14 protein-coding genes are annotated in these 18,304 nt (G+C 60.6%); 10 read left to right on the top strand and 4 right to left on the bottom strand.

Annotation, left to right across the window (positions count from 1 at the left end; genetic code table 11):
* The 3 genes from AC1DPX_RS25630 to AC1DPX_RS25620 all read left to right on the top strand — a co-directional run.
* Positions 1-133: transposase domain-containing protein (locus AC1DPX_RS25630; RefSeq protein ID WP_477238855.1), on the top strand; the 133-nt coding region annotated here is incomplete at its 5' end.
* 892 nt (positions 134-1,025) lie between these two features.
* Complete coding sequence (locus tag AC1DPX_RS25625) at positions 1,026-1,292, top strand: hypothetical protein (protein WP_477240092.1); 267 nt, start codon at positions 1,026-1,028, stop codon at positions 1,290-1,292.
* 4 nt (positions 1,293-1,296) lie between these two features.
* Positions 1,297-2,142 carry a DUF4118 domain-containing protein gene (locus tag AC1DPX_RS25620; RefSeq protein WP_477240091.1) on the top strand — a complete coding sequence of 282 codons (846 nt, stop codon included), beginning with the start codon at positions 1,297-1,299 and terminating at the stop codon, positions 2,140-2,142.
* 145 nt (positions 2,143-2,287) lie between these two features.
* Here the strand turns inward: AC1DPX_RS25620 and AC1DPX_RS25615 are convergent, their stop codons facing one another.
* Positions 2,288-3,637, bottom strand: coding sequence for a chloride channel protein (locus AC1DPX_RS25615; protein WP_477240090.1), 1,350 nt, complete (start codon positions 3,635-3,637; stop codon positions 2,288-2,290).
* 300 nt (positions 3,638-3,937) lie between these two features.
* The gene (locus tag AC1DPX_RS25610) at positions 3,938-4,279 is read right to left on the bottom strand and encodes a hypothetical protein (RefSeq protein WP_477240089.1); all 342 of its coding nucleotides are present in this window, start codon (positions 4,277-4,279) and stop codon (positions 3,938-3,940) included.
* A 661-nt stretch (positions 4,280-4,940) separates the two neighbouring features.
* Here AC1DPX_RS25610 and AC1DPX_RS25605 point away from each other — a divergent pair.
* The 7 genes from AC1DPX_RS25605 (at position 4,941) to AC1DPX_RS25575 (ending at position 16,766) form a co-directional block, all read left to right on the top strand.
* Positions 4,941-6,161 (top strand): COG1470 family protein, encoded by a 1,221-nt coding sequence (locus tag AC1DPX_RS25605; protein ID WP_477240088.1) that lies wholly within the window; start codon positions 4,941-4,943, stop codon positions 6,159-6,161.
* A complete protein-coding gene (locus AC1DPX_RS25600; RefSeq protein WP_477240087.1) occupies positions 6,158-7,099 on the top strand; it encodes an ABC transporter ATP-binding protein in 942 nt (313 codons plus the stop codon). Before AC1DPX_RS25605 ends, AC1DPX_RS25600 begins: the two co-directional genes overlap by 4 nt.
* On the top strand, positions 7,083-8,042 hold the full coding sequence (locus AC1DPX_RS25595) for an ABC transporter permease (protein ID WP_477240086.1): 960 nt from the start codon (positions 7,083-7,085) through the stop codon (positions 8,040-8,042). The genes AC1DPX_RS25600 and AC1DPX_RS25595 overlap by 17 nt, the downstream gene beginning before the upstream one ends.
* A 3-nt stretch (positions 8,043-8,045) precedes the next feature.
* Entirely contained in the window at positions 8,046-10,712 is a 2,667-nt protein-coding gene (mprF, locus tag AC1DPX_RS25590) for a bifunctional lysylphosphatidylglycerol flippase/synthetase MprF (protein WP_477240085.1), read from the top strand.
* Positions 10,705-12,051, top strand: coding sequence for a virulence factor family protein (locus tag AC1DPX_RS25585; protein WP_477240084.1), 1,347 nt, complete (start codon positions 10,705-10,707; stop codon positions 12,049-12,051). Before mprF ends, AC1DPX_RS25585 begins: the two co-directional genes overlap by 8 nt.
* A gap of 315 nt (positions 12,052-12,366) precedes the next feature.
* On the top strand, positions 12,367-13,908 hold the full coding sequence (locus AC1DPX_RS25580) for a Do family serine endopeptidase (protein WP_477240083.1): 1,542 nt from the start codon (positions 12,367-12,369) through the stop codon (positions 13,906-13,908).
* Positions 13,909-14,606: 698 nt separating this feature from the next.
* On the top strand, positions 14,607-16,766 hold the full coding sequence (locus AC1DPX_RS25575) for an amylo-alpha-1,6-glucosidase (RefSeq protein WP_477240082.1): 2,160 nt from the start codon (positions 14,607-14,609) through the stop codon (positions 16,764-16,766).
* A gap of 220 nt (positions 16,767-16,986) precedes the next feature.
* Here the strand turns inward: AC1DPX_RS25575 and AC1DPX_RS25570 are convergent, their stop codons facing one another.
* The gene (locus tag AC1DPX_RS25570; RefSeq protein ID WP_477240081.1) at positions 16,987-17,220 is read right to left on the bottom strand and encodes a hypothetical protein; all 234 of its coding nucleotides are present in this window, start codon (positions 17,218-17,220) and stop codon (positions 16,987-16,989) included.
* Positions 17,221-17,229: 9 nt separating this feature from the next.
* A complete protein-coding gene (locus tag AC1DPX_RS25565; protein ID WP_477240080.1) occupies positions 17,230-17,985 on the bottom strand; it encodes a DUF4336 domain-containing protein in 756 nt (251 codons plus the stop codon).
* Positions 17,986-18,304 lie beyond the last annotated feature (319 nt).

Below are 18,304 nucleotides of genomic sequence, written 5' to 3'. Positions count from 1 at the left end.
ACTCAACGGCGTCGACCCGTACGCCTACCTTGCCGACGTCATCACCCGCATCGTCGCAGGCCATCCGCAAAGCCAGCTCGACGACCTGCTGCCCTGGGCCTATGCCACCGCGCCACTCAAGGCCGTGGCCTGAGAACAGCGGTTACGGTTTAGCTGGCTAACGCCGATCTCGGCAACCTGGTTCGGCTGGCTTTTCGTGCTGGCGATGCTGCCGGGCTTCGTCCAGATTTTGGCCGGTTCGCATGCCGCTTGCCGTGCGCTGGACACTGATGAAGCGCGAACTCAGCTCCCGCTACATTGCCGGCATCACGTGCGTCTTTTGGTCGTGTCGAGGGCTTGTCTCGGAAGATCGCTGTCGGGGTGGCAGCGATCGGTAGTGGGGTCAGTTTGAAATTTGAGGGCTGGAAATCAAAGGCGCACAGACCAATCCGGCGCATCCGCCGCCAGAAACAGATAGATGCAGACCAAAAGCAGCACCGCCAGTACGATCCAGATTGTGAGCTTCGTTTTGTTCATAGGCGGTAGGTAAGCAAGCAGCGCCAGAAGCGCAATTCACGTGGTTGTGGGTTTGGTAGCGGCCAAGGAACCCTTGTCGCTTGCCGTGAGGGCAACCTGGAAGGGAAATCGATAATGATTGATGATGTAGGCAAGCCGCCGACCGATGGCAGTGGCCTGATGGCCTGCCGTCTGGCCAGAAAACCGGGATCACCGAAGATCAGGCCCGCGCGTTGTCTGGATTAAAAGGATGCCTGGGAGGCCCTTGTCACCTTCGACCGTACTGACGTGAATCTCGGTCGGCACTAGGGCAGAGCCTATGTCGGACGGCGCATGATAACATATCTCCCCCAAGTGAGCGACAATCGGGCACCAAGGCTACGAGTTCAAGCGGACTGAAGGCTACTGGCGGCGGGAAACGACAAGCGCCGAATTTCAAACTGAGACACCGCCCTCGATTTATGTGGGTGGATTTATTGAACTCGCACGAGCATACTGTCCCCAGCGTTCCTATAAGTAGGAATAGGCCGATGCGGCTCCATGCAAGAAGCGTCCCGGTCGAATACTATATCCTGAGGATCACCGCCGCCAGGCGGCCGGGTGAAAGCCAAGTGGTTGGCTACCTCGCCGACCGGCCGATTTTTTCGCCTGTCATGGACTCTTTCGGCGATCGCTATGACTATGTCGGGCTCGCGCCGCGCCTCGATGATGGCCGCTTCGATATCGGAGCGCTTTCTCCCGGTGAATGGATCGTCGAGCCAGGATTGATTTACACATCAGAGAACGGGGCGCGTTGAACCAATGACCGACGCAACGTCGAACCCACGAACGGACATCCCGTTGTTACCCGATGCTGATCCATTTTCGGACTCGGCCCTGTTGGAGGGTCCGGCTCTGGGGCGCTACGTTGCTTCGTTTGCAATGACCGCTGTCGCGGCGGCGGTGGCTGTCGGTGTCGACAGCCAGGTGGCGATCCCGAACATCTCCCTTGTGTTTGTGGTGCCGGTGGTCATGGCAGCCATTGGCTTGGGCTTAGGCCCCTCCCTCTGTTCGGCGATACTCGGTGCCCTTGCCTACAATTTCTTTCTGACGGAGCCACGCTACACGCTGATCGTCGACGACCCTGCGAACGTCTGGGCCATTGGGCTGCTTTTCTTCGTCGGACTGGTCGTCAGTGGCGTTGCGTTCACCTCCCATCGCAGGGCAGCCGAGGCGGCGCTCTTAAGAAGGCAGGTAACAGTGCTCCAAGACTATAGCCGCGACGTCGTGGCCGCCGACAATCCGAAAGCGAACATCTCGATTACGACCCGTGCTCTTGCGGCGCTCTTCCAAGTCCCGGCCGTGGTCATTCTTGTTGCGGAAGGAAAAGTGGTTTTCGTCGAGAGGGATGGCGACATAGAGCCCCAGGAGGCAGAAATCGAAGTGGCACTGTCATCATTGGCCACCGGACGCTTTTCGCCCGCCGGTGTCTACCCGGCGTTGGCCTCGCGCTTTGACTTTTGGCCAGTTGAAATCGCGCGGGGCCAAGGCGCAGTCATTGGGCTAGCCTTCCGTCGTCATGAACGTCCATCCGCGCCTTCCACGTTGGTCGACATGGTTGGCCGTCTTTTGTGGATGGCCCTCGAACGTCATCGGCTCGCGGACTGAAGCGCCATGCCGGAGCCTTCTCGCTGGCCGTCATCTGGGGTGTTTTCGATTGAACCTTGGTTTCGCCGTCGCCGTCGCGGCGGCATGAATTATGTCACGCAGGCCCCGGTTTTTTGAACCGTTGCAGCCAAAGTGCAACGACGGCTCAGTGAGCCGCGTCCGCCATCTCCGCCCGCCGCCGCCTTATGGCCTCGGCGATGAAGACGCGCGACAGTGCGTGATACAGCGGCTCGTGCGAAATCATGCGCGCGGTGCCGTAGCCCAGCATCGAGGCGCACATCAGTGCTATTACATTGTCGTGATTGCCTGTCATCTCGAGGATGATCACGAAGGCAGTCATCGGCGCCTGAACCACGCCAGCGAAATAGCCCGCCATGCCAAGCAAGGCCGCAATGCCAGTGCTGGCGCCGAACATGAGCCCGAGTGAACTGCCGACGCCGGCGCCTACTGCCAGCGACGGCGCGAAAATGCCACCGGGAATGCCCGAAATCATCGACAGCAGACCTGATGTCAACTTTGCTGCAAAGAAGAACCATGGCAGCGGGGTTCCCTCCACGGCACTACGTGCTTGGGCATAGCCGGTGCCGAAGGTCAGCCCGCCTGAGGCAACGCCGATCACCGCGACCAGCAGCCCGCAGACCGCCGCCACAATCAACACTCGCCGCAACGGCTGATGCGCGCTCCAGCGGCGAATCCGCCGTGTCGCCTTCAACGCCAGCAAGGAGAACAGCGCGCCAAAACCGCCGCCGACAACGCCGCAGAGAAGCACCAGCGGCCAGTCGGCCGCAAACGAAATCGTCTCCTTCGAGACTCCGAAATAGGTGTAGTTGCCGAGCACGCTGAGTGACGCGAGACCGGCCAGGATGACGGCCGTAAGCACCAACCCGTTGGTGCGCGCTTCGTAGGTGCGGCCCATCTCTTCGATGGCGAAGACGATGCCAGCGAGTGGCGTGTTGAAGGCGGCCGCAATGCCGGCCGCCGAACCGGCGAGGATCAGGCCGCGAGCCTGCGCCATGCCGCCCCAGCGGGCCACCTGGAGCATCAAGGACGCCCCGACCTGCACGGTCGGGCCCTCACGGCCGATAGAGGCGCCGCAAAACAGGCCGACGATGGTCAGCGCGATCTTTCCAACGATCAGTCTAAGCGACAGAATATGGCTGCGGTCCTCATCATCGCGCAGGTGCCTGGCGGCAATGGCCTGCGGAATGCCGCTGCCTTGCGAACCGGGAAAGAAAGCGGAGGCAAGCCACGCGCACAACACGAAACCGAGTGGCGTAATGGCGAGAGGCAGGAAACGGCGCCAACCGCCACCATCGCCGGTGATCTGATGAAACAGGCCTTGCGCCTTGTCAGCCAGAACCGCGAACAGGACGCTGATCAGGCCAATGGCAATGGCGCCTGCCCAGAACACCAGGCGTGGCTGCCAGACGCGTCGCGAACCCCACATCGCACGCGAACGCCGTAGCATGGGATATTTTCGCGATTTGCCAGCCATGTCAGCTCCAATAATGGGAGAGCCCTAGCATAGCGACTTTGCGGATCAAATGCGCTCATTCGCCCCGGCCTTGTCTAAATCGTTGCGCTGCTGTCGTACGAGCGGCAACCCAATTCTCGTGCCCCCGGCATAGCCGGACGCTGAACGATTTGCTGACATTGCGCCACGACTCGCATCGCCATGGACAAACTGCATGTGGCAATCTGGGTCCTGTTGACAGCGATTGTGGCAGTCGGGATCTATCTCTGGTTCTTCTCGACGCCGAAGCGCGGCTTGAACGTCAGGATTCAAAGGTCATATTCAATCGCCAGCGGTGTTCGTCGACCGCCGGATGTCTGTGCCTAGGAACTTGCTTAGAAGTCCCTCGGCACCGCAGGTCGCTTCGCCGGAGCGTTTCCATCTGCTGTCAAAATCCGCCATACCCCGCCGATAGTATCCGACAAGGGGATCAGTTTGATCAAGGCGTTCGTATTTGTTGGCCTGGCGCAGGTACTCAACGGGATTTGTCACCCACAGGCTGCGGCACTTGGCTAACGCGGCCGACTGGGAGCCAAATTGAAAGGCGTTATATTGTTCGATGGTTGTAACCTGGGTCCCGGCTACCAACCAACATGAGATGGCGACTACTGCTTCGCGGACCATGACCGAAACCTTTCCGACACATAGATAGGGCGGCGCGCCAACGCCTGCCAACCCGTAATCTTGTCCGATTGCATGAGGCCATATGTTCGAAATCCAATTTCGGTGCTGGCAAGGTGTCGCGAGCCCTTCTGGGACGGCGGCAGGCACTCGTCAGTTACGCCCCCAAGGGCTCCGCCCCGCTTGAACGTTGCAGGCCGGCGCATCATCGTTCCCAAAAAAAATGGCGGTTATGGTGGAATAGTTTCCGGCTGGCATCAGTAATCTGAGTACGAGCGTGGACTACGACGTGGCGGCCACCGGCCGCTCTTGGGAGCGCCAGCATAGTACTGACGATTTGCGCCGGCGTCAGCGCTTGCATTCGGGAGGAGCGCGCTCCCATTAGGCCCAGCGGTTATTCCCTGTCCGTGACCGCTGGGCCGTTCCACCTCGCGAGGACGCCGGAAATGGCCCAGGCCACGCCAACGAGCACTGCAGGTCAGTGCCTCGGCTCAGTGATTGTCCATCACGCATTATTGCGGAAGGGAACAATTTCGTGATCGAAGATCGTCGTATCAGAATTGCCCAACTCGCGCCACAAAACGGGTAGTCCATTCCAGCGTGCGAAACGCCACCAAGGCTTTGTACCACAACGATTAATTCCAACCTCAAGCGGGAGGCATCCATGATTCCTGCAGGCATTCGTGCGCCTTTTTCAAACCCGATGACGATCCTCGCCATAGCCCTGATTGCGGTCAGTCTCGTCGCCGCCGCGCCGGAGGCGCATGCACAGAGCGCGGCCGCGGGTGCCGCCAGCCAGGCGCCGACCGGCTTATGGCTGACCACGCCTTATCCGGAATTCTCGGCCCAGGCCGGCAAGGATGTGAGCGTGCCTTTAAGTCTGGCCAACCGGGGACTACCGCCCCAACGCGTCGAACTCGGAGTCGACGGGCTGCCCGACGGATGGAAGTGGGAGATCGACGGCGGCGGCAAACCAGTCACCGCCGCAATCGCGGGATCGGACGGCACGGTCGGCCTGACGCTGAAATTGACTCCGAAGGGAGGTGACGTCGGCAAGGCTCTGAACTTTGCAGTGTCCGGCAAGGCAGGCAGCGAAGTGTTGAAACTGCCGATGGAGATGACGCTTGCCAAAACCGAGCCGGCGAAGCTGACGCTGGAACCCAAGCTTCCCGCACTGCGCGGCACGGCCAAATCAGCCTTCGATTTCCAGGTCGACATCAAGAACGAAGGCCAGGTGGATTCGACCGTCAACCTGCTCTCGAAGGCGCCGTCCGGCTTCCAGGTTACCTTCAAGCAGGGCTACGGGTCGCAGGAACTGACCAGCCTGCCGTTGAAGGCCGGGGAATCAAAAACACTCTCCATCAGCGTCCAGCCGCCGGACAACGCCGAGGCCGGTCAGTATCCCGTGGACGTCGCCGCCAGCGGCGATAATGTCAGCGCCGACACCAAGCTGCTGCTTGATATCACCGGCAGGCCATCCGTTTCTCTGTCAGGTCCCCAGGGCAGGCTTTCCGGCGACGCCACGGCGGGCCAGGAGCGCACCTTCACCTTCACGCTGTCGAACAACGGCTCGGCGCCGGCTCGCGACGTGAAGCTGACGGCGAGCCCGCCCTCAGGCTGGAAGGTGACCTTCAACCCTGAAAAAGTCGACGAGATCGCGCCAAGCGGGACATCCGATGTCGGCGTCTCGATGACGCCTTCGACACAAGCTATCGCGGGCGACTACATGGTCTCGGTCCATGCGAATGGCGATGGCGCGTCCGACAGTGCGAATTTCCGGGTCACGGTGCGCACATCGACGCTGTGGGGGGTCACCGGCCTCGGTGTCATCGGCGCTTCCGCGTTGATGCTTGCCTTCGCCGTTACGCGGTATGGACGGCGATGAGCCCGGTCATAGAGGCGCGCGGCCTGATCAAGCGCTACGGTCGGTTTCCGGCGGTTGACGGCATCGACCTCACGGTCGAGAAAGGCGAGGTCTTCGGACTGCTTGGCCCGAATGGGTCGGGGAAGACCACGACGATCCTCCTGCTTCTCGGCCTCACCGAACCGACAGCGGGCTCGATCCGCGTTCTGGGCCTCGACCCGCTGCGCCAGCCGCTGTCTGTCAAGCGGCGGGTCGGCTACCTGCCGGACCAGATCGGCTTCTACGATCACCTGACCGCACACGAAAATCTTGTCTATTCGGCGCGGCTCGGTGGCCTCGTTTCCGACGAGGCGAACAGGCGCATCGGCAGGTCTTTGGAGCGGGTCCGGCTTGCCGATGTTGCGAACCGCCGCGTCGCCACCTTCTCGCGGGGCATGCGCCAGCGGCTGGGGCTTGCCGAAGTGCTGGTCAAACAGGCCGAGATCGCCATTCTAGACGAGCCGACATCGGGCCTCGATCCGCAGTCGACTCAGGAACTGCTGGATCTGATCCGCGAACTCGCGGGCGAAGGCGTGACGTTCGTGCTTTCCTCGCACCTGCTGGCGATGATGCAGACGATCTGCAGCCGGGTAGCACTTTTCCGCAAGGGCCGCATCGGCCTTATCGGCAGGGTTGAAGACCTCACCTCGGACGTCCTCGGCGGCTCACATAGCGTCGAGGTCGAGGCTGAAAGGGCCGATTTAAAAAAGGTGCTCGCCGGCGCACCGCACGTATCCGGCCTGACGCCGTTGGGGGCGGGACGCTGGCGCATCGATGCCGACGCGGATGTCAGGGCCGACATTGCCCGGCGCATCGTCGGCGCGGGCGGCGCGCTTCATTCCATGACCATCCGCCAGTCGACGCTCGACGAGGTCTATGTCCGCTTTTTCGAGGGAGAGAACCATGACGTCGCAGCGTGAAGGGTCGCCGTTTGCCGGCCTGTCCACAATCGCGCTTAAGGAAGCAGCCGATCATATGAACAGCATCCGCATCCATCTGGTGATGCTTCTGGTTCTGCTCACGGCGATCGGCTCTGTCTATGCCGCAATCGGTCAGATAAAGGCTACGCTAGGCGAGGACCAGTTCCTGTTCCTGCGCCTGTTCACCACGGCGCAGCAGCCGCTGCCGTCCTTCGTCTCCTTTCTCGGCTTCCTCGTGCCGCTCGTGGCGATCGCGTTGGGCTTCGACGCCATCAACGGCGAATACAGTCGCCGCACGCTGTCGCGCATCCTGTCGCAGCCGATATACCGTGACGCGCTTCTTACCGGCAAATTCCTGGGCGGGCTGCTGGTCATCGCCATCTGTCTGCTGGCCTTGTGGCTGCTGGTCACCGGCCTTGGCATGCTTCTGCTGGGGCTGCCGCCGAGCGGCGAGGAGATCGCCCGTGGCCTTGCCTTCCTGTTCGCGTCCTTCGTCTATGCCGGCGTCTGGCTGGCGGTGGCCATGGCCTTCTCGACGATCGTCAAATCGCCGGCGACATCGGCGCTGTGCGCACTCACCGCATGGCTGCTGTTCACCGTGTTCTGGCCGATGCTGGCGCCGCTGATCGCCGGCGCGCTCGCGCCGATCGACCCTCTCGATCCGATGACCGCGGTTCATCAGATCGATCTCCAGCAGGCCATTGCCCGCATCTCGCCCAACACGCTCTACGGGGAGACCACGCTTGCGCTGCTCAATCCGGCAACGCGCTCGCTCGGCCTGCTGTTCACCGACCAGTTGAGCGGGGCACTGATGGGAGCGCCCCTGCCCTTCTCGCTGAGCGTGGCCCTGATCTGGCCGCAGCTCGCCGGCATGATCGCGGCTCTTCTGGTGTTGTTCACCATCGCCTACGTGTCGTTCCAGCGACAAGAAATACGGGCGTAAGCGGTGTCGCTTGCCGCCCAAACAGATGTCGGACGCGCGAGTATCGCGCAAGAGAATTCAGCCCCCGGCGTGATGCAACTGGATGTTCCGCGACTGGGAGGCCAATCCGGTGCCAGGGCACGCCGGCTGGCGCTTTCCGCAATCGTTTTTACAGCCTTGACCCTTCTTGTTCTGGCATTCGGCAGCACGATCCAGGGCATCGACTATCACGCCCTCGTGCACGCGTTCAGCCATTTCCCGGCTGCAGCGGTTGGCTGGTCGATCCTTGCAACGGCGGTTAGTTTCGCGGCCGTCATCGGGCGCGACATCTGTGCGGTGTATTATGTCGGCGCCCGCAAACTCCGTCTGGCACCCGTGGTGGCCGGATTTTGCGGAACCGCTCTCGGCAACGCCGTTGGATTTGGCACTTTCACGGGCGCTGCTGTCCGATACCGCATCTACCGCGCTGCCGGGATTCGGTCCGACGATATTGCCCGCCTCCTGTTGTTCGTCGCTGGCGGATTCGGCCTCGGCCTTGCCGGCTTCGGGGGCTTGACCACCCTGATCGAAGCGGGGCCGGTCTCCCATCTTTTGGAGTGGCCGACAACCCTTTTGCAAGTCGCGGCTGCAAGTGCACTCTCCGGCTCGATCATACTGCTGTTGTTTGGCTTGCGCGGACCGGTCCGCATCGGCGGCTTTTGTCTTGCCCCACCCAGCAAGGCGATTGCCGCCATGCAGCTTGGACTGACCGGTATCCGGCTCTTCGCAGCCGCGACCGCCCTGTGGGTACTGCTGCCACCGGGATCAATCGATTTCCTCAGCTTTGCCGCGATTTTCTCCGCTGCCACGGCTTTGGGCGTGGTCAGCAGCTTGCCAGGTGGTATTGGGATATTTGAGGCGGCAGTCTTCTGGGCCTTTGCGGGACATGCCTCCGTCGACCAGATCGCCGCGGCACTGCTGGCATATCGAGGGATATACTTCGCGATGCCGGTGGTGCTCTCTGCGGCTCTGCTCGCAATATTCGAGGCCCGGCTTGCAATTGCAACGAAGAACCCCGCCGCGGGCGATCCTCTCATCGAGGCTGCAGCGCGTCTCACACCGCGCTTCATGGGGGTCATCGCGTTTGCGACCGGAGTGATGCTTCTCGTGTCCGGGGCAACGCCGATTTTCGGACACAGGCTGGCCATCCTCTCGATGCGACTGCCTCTGTGGGTGGTGGAAACCTCTCATTTCATGGGCAGCCTGTCAGGCGTTGTATTTCTTTTTGTCGCCCGCGGATTGTTCGAGCGACGTGACGGCGCCTGGTGGCTTGCGCTGTTGATGGCCATAGCGAGCCTCGGTTTGTCGCTGTCTAAAGGACTTGCCTATGGCGAGGCAGGATTCCTCGCCATTTTGATCTGCCTCCTGCTCGCCACCAAGCGTCAGTTCGACCGGCCAGCGTCGATGCTGGACCAGCCCTTCACCCTGGGATGGGTMGCTGCCGCAGGCCTGATCGTCCTGGCGACAAGCGCAATCTTCTTTGTTGCGTTTCGGAATGCCGATTACACAGCACGCGATCTGTGGTGGCAGTTCGAGTTCGACGCGCAAGCTCCCAGGGCGCTGCGTGCCTTGCTCGGCGCGGCCGTTCTTGCCGTCGCAATCGGCCTTTGGCAGTTGCTTCGCCCACCAAAGGGTCTCGCGACGCGCCCGGACCTGATGGCACTTGGGCAGGCCTCTCAGATCATTCGTGAGCAGGACAGGAGCCAGGCAATGCTAGCCCTCATGGGTGACAAGAGCCTGATGTTCTCCGAAACGGGAGACTCGTTCATAATGTATGGAAAGCGCGGCCGCAGCTGGATTGCGCTTTTCGACCCCGTAGGTCCAGTCAAGGAATGGCCGAAGCTCATCAAGGGCTTCGTCGCACTGGCCGCCGGTCATGGGGGCCGCGCCGCGTTCTACCAGATCCGCCCCGAAAACCTGCCGTTCTACCTGGACGCGGGCTTGTCGGTCATGAAACTTGGCGAGGAGGCATGCGTGGACCTTGCGGCCTTCGAACTGAGAGGCGGGGCGAGTGCTCACCTTCGCTATGCGCTTAAACGAGGCGAGCGCGAAGGATTGACGTTCGACCTGGTGCCGCCTCACCAGACTGCCCGGATCATGGATGCCCTGACCGACGTTTCGGTCGAGTGGCTGCGTTCGCGCAAGACCAGGGAAAAAGGCTTCTCGATCGCTGCCTTCGAGCCGGCCTATCTAGGCTGTCAGTGGATCGCCGTCGTCCGCCAGGGTGATGTACCCGTCGCTTTCGCGACCGTCATGACGACGGACACCCTTCAGGACGCTTCGGTTGGCCTGATGCGGCACACGGGTATGGCATCGCCCTACGCCATGGAATTCCTGTTCACAAAATTGATCCTTCAGCTCAAGGACATGCGCTACCGCAGTTTGAGCCTCGGCATGGCTCCGCTGAGCGGTGTGCTGGCAGCTCCGCTATCGTCGCGATGGCACAGGCTGGGTGAAATGATCTGGCGATATGGCACGCGCCTCTACAATTTCCAGGGCCTGAGAGCTTTCAAAAACAAGTTCAATCCAGCGTGGGAGCCACGCTACCTGGCGGCTTCGGGTACGTTGAGCCCATTTGTCATCCTCGCGGATGCCACCGCACTGATCGGTGGCCGGTTCAAGGGTTTAGGAGCACGAACGCAGAATGAATAGGCTAGCCTTTCTCCTGTCAGCAGCAGTTGCAATCCTGGCGGCGACACCATCACTGGCGATCGAGGGTGGCCGCTATGGGGATGTCCACCTTGTGGTGCCGGTCGGCCAGATCCAGGGATACGTCGTCTTGTTTTCGGATCCAAGCGGATGGAGCGACGCGAACCAGGCGGCGCTGGCGGCACTTGGGAGGCAGGGGGCGCTCGCGGTGGGCGTGGACACCAAAACCTATCTGGCCAGGCTCTCGGCAGAAAAGGAGCCCTGCCATAACCTCGTCGGCGATGTGGAGATACTGAGCCGCCGGCTGCAGCGTGAGCACAGTGGCCTGCAGTACCATTTTCCCATCCTGGCTGGCGTCGGTGCCGGCGGAACACTTGCAGGGGCCATTCTGGCGCAGGCTCCCGTCAACACGGTGGCTGGGGCGGTCTCGGTGGATCCGAGTGTGGTTCTTCCCAGCGAGCGCCCGCTTTGCGCGGGCGCGCCCTCGTCTCCTCGGGTCGGCGGTTTCGCGTACGGGCCGTCAAAGACCTTGCAGGGGTTTTGGAGCCTTGGTTTCACAGCAGCCGAGCCGAAACAAGCGCGCGCTTATTTTGCCTCGCTCCAAAGCGCTGACATGCCGATGAGCATTCAGTCTGTCCCCGGGATCGCGAGCGATGCAGCGACCTCTCTTGTGCAGCCGCATTTCAAAGCGGGCGACACTAGTGGTCTCTCGGCGCTCCCCTTGATCGAACTGCCAGCGCCAAACCCGAACGGGCTGATGGCGATCGTGCTGTCAGGCGATGGCGGCTGGCGCGACTTGGACAAGACAATCGCCGAAGAGCTGCAATCACGTGGGGTATCCGTAGTTGGTTGGGACAGCGTCCGCTATTTCTGGGAGAAGAAGACGCCGGAACAAACAGCAGCGGACCTGACCGCAGTCATTCAGACGTATGGCGAAAAATGGCACGCCAAAAGCGTCGCCCTGGTCGGTTACTCGTTTGGCGCCGACGTGCTGCCTTTCGTCTACAACGACCTCGCCACGAGCATCAAACAACGTATCGCGCAAATCTCACTGCTTGGGTTCGCGAATGCGGCCGACTGGGAGATTCAGGTCGCAGGGTGGCTTGGCGCCGCGCCCAGCTCGGAGGCCGTTCCGGTCGCAACAGCGATCGAGCAGGTGCCTACAAAGTTGGTCCAGTGTTTCTACGGTGATGAGGAGACAGACACATTCTGCAACACGCTCTCCGCGAGAGGTGTCGAGGTGATCAAGACAGCCGGCGGCCATCATTTTGATGGCAACTATGCCCGTTTGGCCGAGCAGATCCTGGATGGCTTCAACAGGAGGGTCGCCGCCAAGATGTAGCGCTCATTGACAGCGCACGGTCTGGAGTCCGACGCAGCCATGCTGCAAACGCGGTCACGGCATGATGACAGCAGCTTTGTTGCTGTTCAGATTCGAGCAAAGGAAGTCGCTGACCATTTGGCTTTGGCCAGGACTGGAACTTCTGACCATGCAAGCAATGATCAGCGCGATATCATCTCAAGGGGTGCCTCGGTAGATTATTCGCCAACATTACTAAAAGTTCATGCAATGGAAATGACATCGTAATGTGCGCTTCTCTATTCTTATCATCACGACGCCCATCGGGGCGAAATTCTAGAAAGAGGACACGAAATCATGAAAACTTTCACCAGTGGATCTTCCAGCACGCACAAGCGAATCATGGCTACGGCTGCGTCCTTGGCTATCGCCGGGGCGATCGGCTTCGGGGCCTACGGCACCGGCACAACACCCGTTCTGGCCGATGCCGTGCGCGTTCAAACAGCGCAGATGCCGGGCTTCGCCGATCTCGTTGAACGAGTCACGCCCGCGGTCGTCAGCGTCAAGGTCAAGGCCAAGGTCCAGTCGACAGCCGACGATGGCTCTGACGCTCAGAACGGTTTCGATAACTTGCCAGACAATCCGCAGTTGCGCCGCTTCTTCAAGGAATTCCGCGGCTTTGGCGACCAGGGCGGTCAGTTCGGCATGCGCCGTTTCGATCACCGGGACCACAACCACGACCGGCCGCGTCCGGTGGCGCAGGGCTCCGGCTTCTTCATCTCCGATGACGGCTATCTCGTCACCAACAATCACGTCGTCTCGGAAGGCTCGGACTTCACTGTGGTGACCAATGACGGCAAGGAGTTCGACGCCAAACTGGTCGGCACCGACCCGCGTACCGACCTCGCCGTTCTGAAGGTCGACGGCGGCGGCAACAAGTTCACCTATGTCGACTTCGCCGACGACTCCAAGGTCCGTATCGGCGACTGGGTCGTGGCCGTCGGCAATCCGTTCGGTCTCGGCGGCACCGTTACCGCCGGCATCGTCTCGGCGCGCGGCCGTGACATCGGCGCGGGTCCGTATGACGATTTCATCCAGATCGACGCTCCGGTCAATCGGGGCAATTCGGGTGGCCCGACCTTCGACCTCAACGGTCAGGTGGTCGGCATCAACACCGCGATCTTCTCGCCTTCGGGCGGCAGCGTCGGCATCGCCTTCGACATTCCGGCCTCGACCGCCAAGCAGGTCGTCGCGGATCTGATGAAGAGCGGCGCCGTGCAGCGCGGCTGGCTCGGCGTCGAGATCCAGCCCGTCACCTCCGATATCGCTGAATCACTCGGGTTAAAGTCCGACAAGGGCGCGCTGGTCTCCAGCGCCCAGGACGCCAGTCCCGGCAAGAAGGCAGGCATCACCGCCGGTGACGTCATCACCCAGGTCGACGGCAAGAATGTTGCTTCGCCCAAGGAACTGGCCCGCATGATCGGCGCCTATTCGCCTGGCAAGTCTGTGGACGTTACTCTCTGGCGCGACGGCAAGAGCCAGACGGTCAAGGTCGATCTCGGCAAACTGCCTGCCAGCGACAAGCAGGCATCAGTCGACCAGCAGCCCACGGCTCCGTCAAAGCCCGATACACTGGCCGCGCTCGGCCTCACCGTCACCAAGTCCGAAAACGGCAAGGGGCTGGTGGTGACCGATGTCGATCCCGACAGCGATGCCGCCGACCGCGGCATTCAGGCTGGCGACGTCATCACCGCAGTCAACTCGACCGAGGTCAACAGCAGCGGTGACGCCAACAAGGCGATGGCCGATGCGGTGGAGTCCGGCCGCAAGGCGGTGCTGATGCAGATCACCCGCGACGACAATAACCGCTTCGTCGCATTGCCCGTCGCCAAGGGCTGACCCTCTCTCGACCTTCCCCGCGGTGTTTCAGACATCCTCAAGCCGCCGCGGGGAAGCATGATCTGCGGAAGTGGGGATGCTCGCGCGACGCGGACCGATCGAGGGCATCAGATGCGATCCACATGAAGGGCGCGAAGATCTATCTGCGGTAAAGTTCTCTTTTGCCATTTTACGTCCTCGACGCTCTCCGCCGCGTTCACGCACGCGTGGAGCCGCTATGTCTGTCAGAGTGCGCCTTTCCCCTCGGATTTCCGAACTTCTGCTTGAGTGACGGGCAACTGAATCCGAGTTTTTGCGTTGAGAACCATGGATGAGTTAGCCCCGGCAGCAAGTGCGAAACGCGAAAGTAAGACGCGCTATACGCGTGACAGGGATCTCCTGTCCGGAAGCGAGCCTTACGTGGTTGAGTGTTTCGCACGACAAAGCGGGATTACACCCGCTCAGGTGCATGCCCTGATGAGACGGTATGGGAGCCGGCGTTCTGTGCTTGAGGCTGCCGTGAGACAGATCGGAAGTGGCAAGCTCCGCAAACCCTGAACTGGAAGCCTTAGAGTGCTGCTTTTGAAACGCCTTCAGGCCAGGTTGTGAGCAGTTGAACGAGCGCCCGGAAAACCGAGCCGAACCCGAATGTCATGAAATCGGCGGGCGCACTGAGTTAGACGCTGCTGCTCCCCAGCCAAAGACGAGACCTATCCGACATGAGCCTTGAGATTGCGATCGGACCGCCGCGATTGGCAATCAACGAGGGTCTCAGCTTCTTGGTTACAGGTCAGGATGGTCAGATTATATGGCCAACACACCAAGGTTTATATGCCCGCGATACGCGGCTTGTGTCGAGTTGGCAGCTCTATGCGAACGGAGAGCCTTGGGATCTGCTTAACTCCGGGAATATTGCTCACTTCGCCGCCAAGATTTATCTCGTGAATCGGCGTTTCGCGACCGAAACTGGTCTGGTCGAGGCCGGCGATCTCGGGCTGATTGTCGGTCGCGCCTTGGGTCACGGGGGCCTTCACGAGGATTTCGACCTGGTGAACCACGGGTCCGAGGCGGTGCGGTTCAATCTCGAGGTTGGCATCCGTTGTGACTTCGCCGACCTCTTCGAAGTCAAGGCTGACGCCGTGGTTCGCCGAGGTCGGATCACCACGCAGTGGACACCTCGAAGCACGCGCCTTCGGACGTCCTATGTTAATCAGGATTTCAGGCGGGCTATCACAATCACGGTGCACAGAACGCCCACAAACCCTGTCTATGCCAACGGAAGGATTTCCTTCGACATCAGGCTCGAACCCGGAGCGACCTGGCATGCTTGCCTTCTCTACGACTTTGAACAGGGCCAGAAGACGTCGCGCGCTCCGCGCGCTTGCGTCGACAAATGCCTCAGTTCGAAAACCGCAAAGCGGATCTCTGGATGGCGCAAGACTGCATGCAAACTCAGCACCCCGAACAGCGAATTCCAACAGCTCTATGATCAGGCGATTGAAGATATGGCGGCACTTCGCCTGCCGATCGAAGGTACGGACGAACTTGAATATGTCCCGGCTGCCGGCCTGCCCTGGTTCATAGGGCTGTTCGGTCGCGACAGCCTGATTGTCTCGCTCCAGAATGCCTTGGTCTATCCTGATTTCGCGCGGGGTGCTTTGGATGTTCTCGGTCGGTTTCAGGCCACTTCACGTGACGACTATCGGGATGCGGAGCCTGGAAAGATCATGCACGAGCTTCGTACCGGCGAACTCGCGCATTTCAATCTCATTCCCCATACGCCCTACTATGGCACTGCCGATGCAACGCCCCTCTATTTGATCGTGCTTCACGACGCCTGGCGCCGTACAGGCGATGCCGGTTTGATAGAACGGCACATGCATACCGCCGAGAAGTGCCTTGGCTGGATCGACCACCATGGCGATCGTGACGGTGACGGTTTCCAGGAATATGAGACCCGCTCGAAGGCGGGCTACGAGAACCAGGGTTGGAAGGACGCCGACGATGCCGTCGTCAATCCCGACGGCACATGGGTCAAGGGACCAAAGGCTCTTTGCGAGCTGCAGGGCTATGTCTACGACGCCTGGCAGCGCATGGCTGAAATCTACGTTGCAAGGGGCGAAAACAATCGTGCCGGGCAACTTAGGGCCAAGGCCAGAAGATTGTTCGATCGCTTCAATGAGGTGTTCTGGGATGAGGCTTCCGGCTTCTATGCGTTCGCGTTGGATGGCAACAAGAAGCCGGTTCTGAGCGCTACGTCCAATCCTGGTCATTGTCTGTGGTCCGGCATCGTCCCGCCCGACCGTGCCACAAGGGTGGTGCGCCGGCTGATGATGCCTGACATGTGGAGTGGCTGGGGTATTCGGACGCTTTCGGCCGATCATCCGGCATACAATCCGAACTCCTATCAGAAAGGCTCCGTCTGGCCGCACGACAACGGTCTGATTGCCCTGGGCTTCCGGCGCTATGGTTTCTTTGAAGAAGCTGCTCGTATCGCCGGCGATGTCAGCGGCGCGGCAAGCTACTTCATGCAACATCGCATGCCTGAACTGTATGCCGGATCGGCGCGGACGCCTACGACATTTCCGGTGCAATACAAGAAAGCGAACGTGCCGCAGGCCTGGGCGGCTGGATCCTGTTTCAGCTTTCTGCAGGCGATCATCGGTTTTCAGCCGAATGCCCTGGATGGAAAGCTATACATCGATCCAAAGCTGCCGGACTGGATGCCTGACCTTGCCTTGAAGAATCTGCGCGTCGGCGAGAACGACCTCGATATTCACTTCTGGCGGGTCGGCGCGGCGACCCATTGGACCGTCAGCAGAGGCGAAGCCTGCCTGGTGGAAGAGCGAAGCTGCGCGACAGGCCCCAGCTTGCAGTGATTGCCACAAGACGACGAAATCTCCTTCGAGGCCTCACGCAATTCGCCTGGCATCACAGGACGCCGGCCGAGAAACTAGCGAACGATCGAAGGTCGAGGTTCTGTTTGAGGCCTCGCACTGCTTGGCCCGGCAGAACGTTCGCTTGGAAGAAACGGCTGGCGAATGAGCGGCTTTCGGGGTCGGTCAGCGCATATTCGCAGAGCAAGTCGCTTCTCCCCCTCTAGAAGCATTGCCGATTCGAATGCGACACCTTTCGCTCGATCTCGCACATCGACTGTTTCGGCGGGATTTTGATCAACACGCTGGCAACCGCGGCTACGCAGATGACAATGCCGACGACCCCGACTATTGCTTCGATCTGATTGCCTTTCTTGTCGTGTCCGACCAATAGCCGCGCGAATAGGGAACCGAGATAGGCAATGGCGACGATCGTGATTGCTCCTAGAGTTGCCATGCGATTTTTTCATACCCACCGAAAAGCACGCCTGAGCTCCTTCACACCGTTCGATTCGTACCAACGTCCGTGAGCGATGATGATCCGCTCGGGCGCCCAGGCGATCATCTGCCGAACGGCCTTTCTCAAAGTCTGGTAAGAGCGGAAGAAGCTCCACTGCATGTCGATCGGGGCCTTGCCATCAGGATCAACAGAGCCCCCGAGGCGAACAAGCAGTCGAAAAAGGCGGCTTCGGATGCGCCTCAGTTCGAAGTTCTCGATGAGATCGGTCAGGATCAATGTCCGCGACAGGCGGTGAAAGAAGACAGCTTCCGTCAGCACATCTCCCGTGACGACGAGAAGACTGATCTCGTCTGGCCAGGGTGACTCCCTGTCTATCAACAATCGATCGACAGGGACCTGCCGCTTGGCCCGTTTTTGAAGGCCAGGCACGGCAAACACCGTGGCTTCGGGCAATTGGGCCTTCCAGTCCGGTACCCACCAATAGTGCAGAGAATTCGGCGCTACGAGAAAACGCACCGGTCCCAAAGCCTCCAGCGCCGCGTGAAGTTCAGTCGAGTATTCGACGGGTGAGTGGAGGACCAATGCTCCGTTGCTTAGCCTGACCACCGTCATGCGCGTGGTGAACGGCAGCTTGAGGCCGACCCGGCTCAGAATGATTTCCGGACCGTCGACGATCCAGATGTCGGATGCCACCGGTTTGAGGACATTTAGCGGCGCATAAGGTTCCAGCCTGGATTCCTGACGATGATCGCTGCTCGTCATGTCATCGCCCCAGATGTCTCGGCGTTTGAGGTATTGCCAATGAGTTCTTGCCGGAGCATTTCGCGCAGGTGCTCGGCGGCAAAGCGCTTATGCCTATGGCTATCTTGAGCGGTCGTGGCGACGAATATGCCACGAGGCTCATTGGCGGATTTCTCGGACCCAACGACTTCCCCATCGTTGAGCCGGCCGCAAAGTCGAACACCACGCTTCGAAGGCAGCGACCTCGCCTCGGCCCGAACCCGGATTATGACGCCCCGCTCGGGATGGACCCCAATCACCAGCATCCCCTTCTCAACTCCACGATTTTATGTCATGGCAT

The sequence above is a fragment of the Mesorhizobium sp. 01N446 genome (assembly GCF_056399285.1).
Note: the sequence above shows the minus strand (reverse complement) of the source record. Positions and strands in the feature narration are given on the sequence as shown.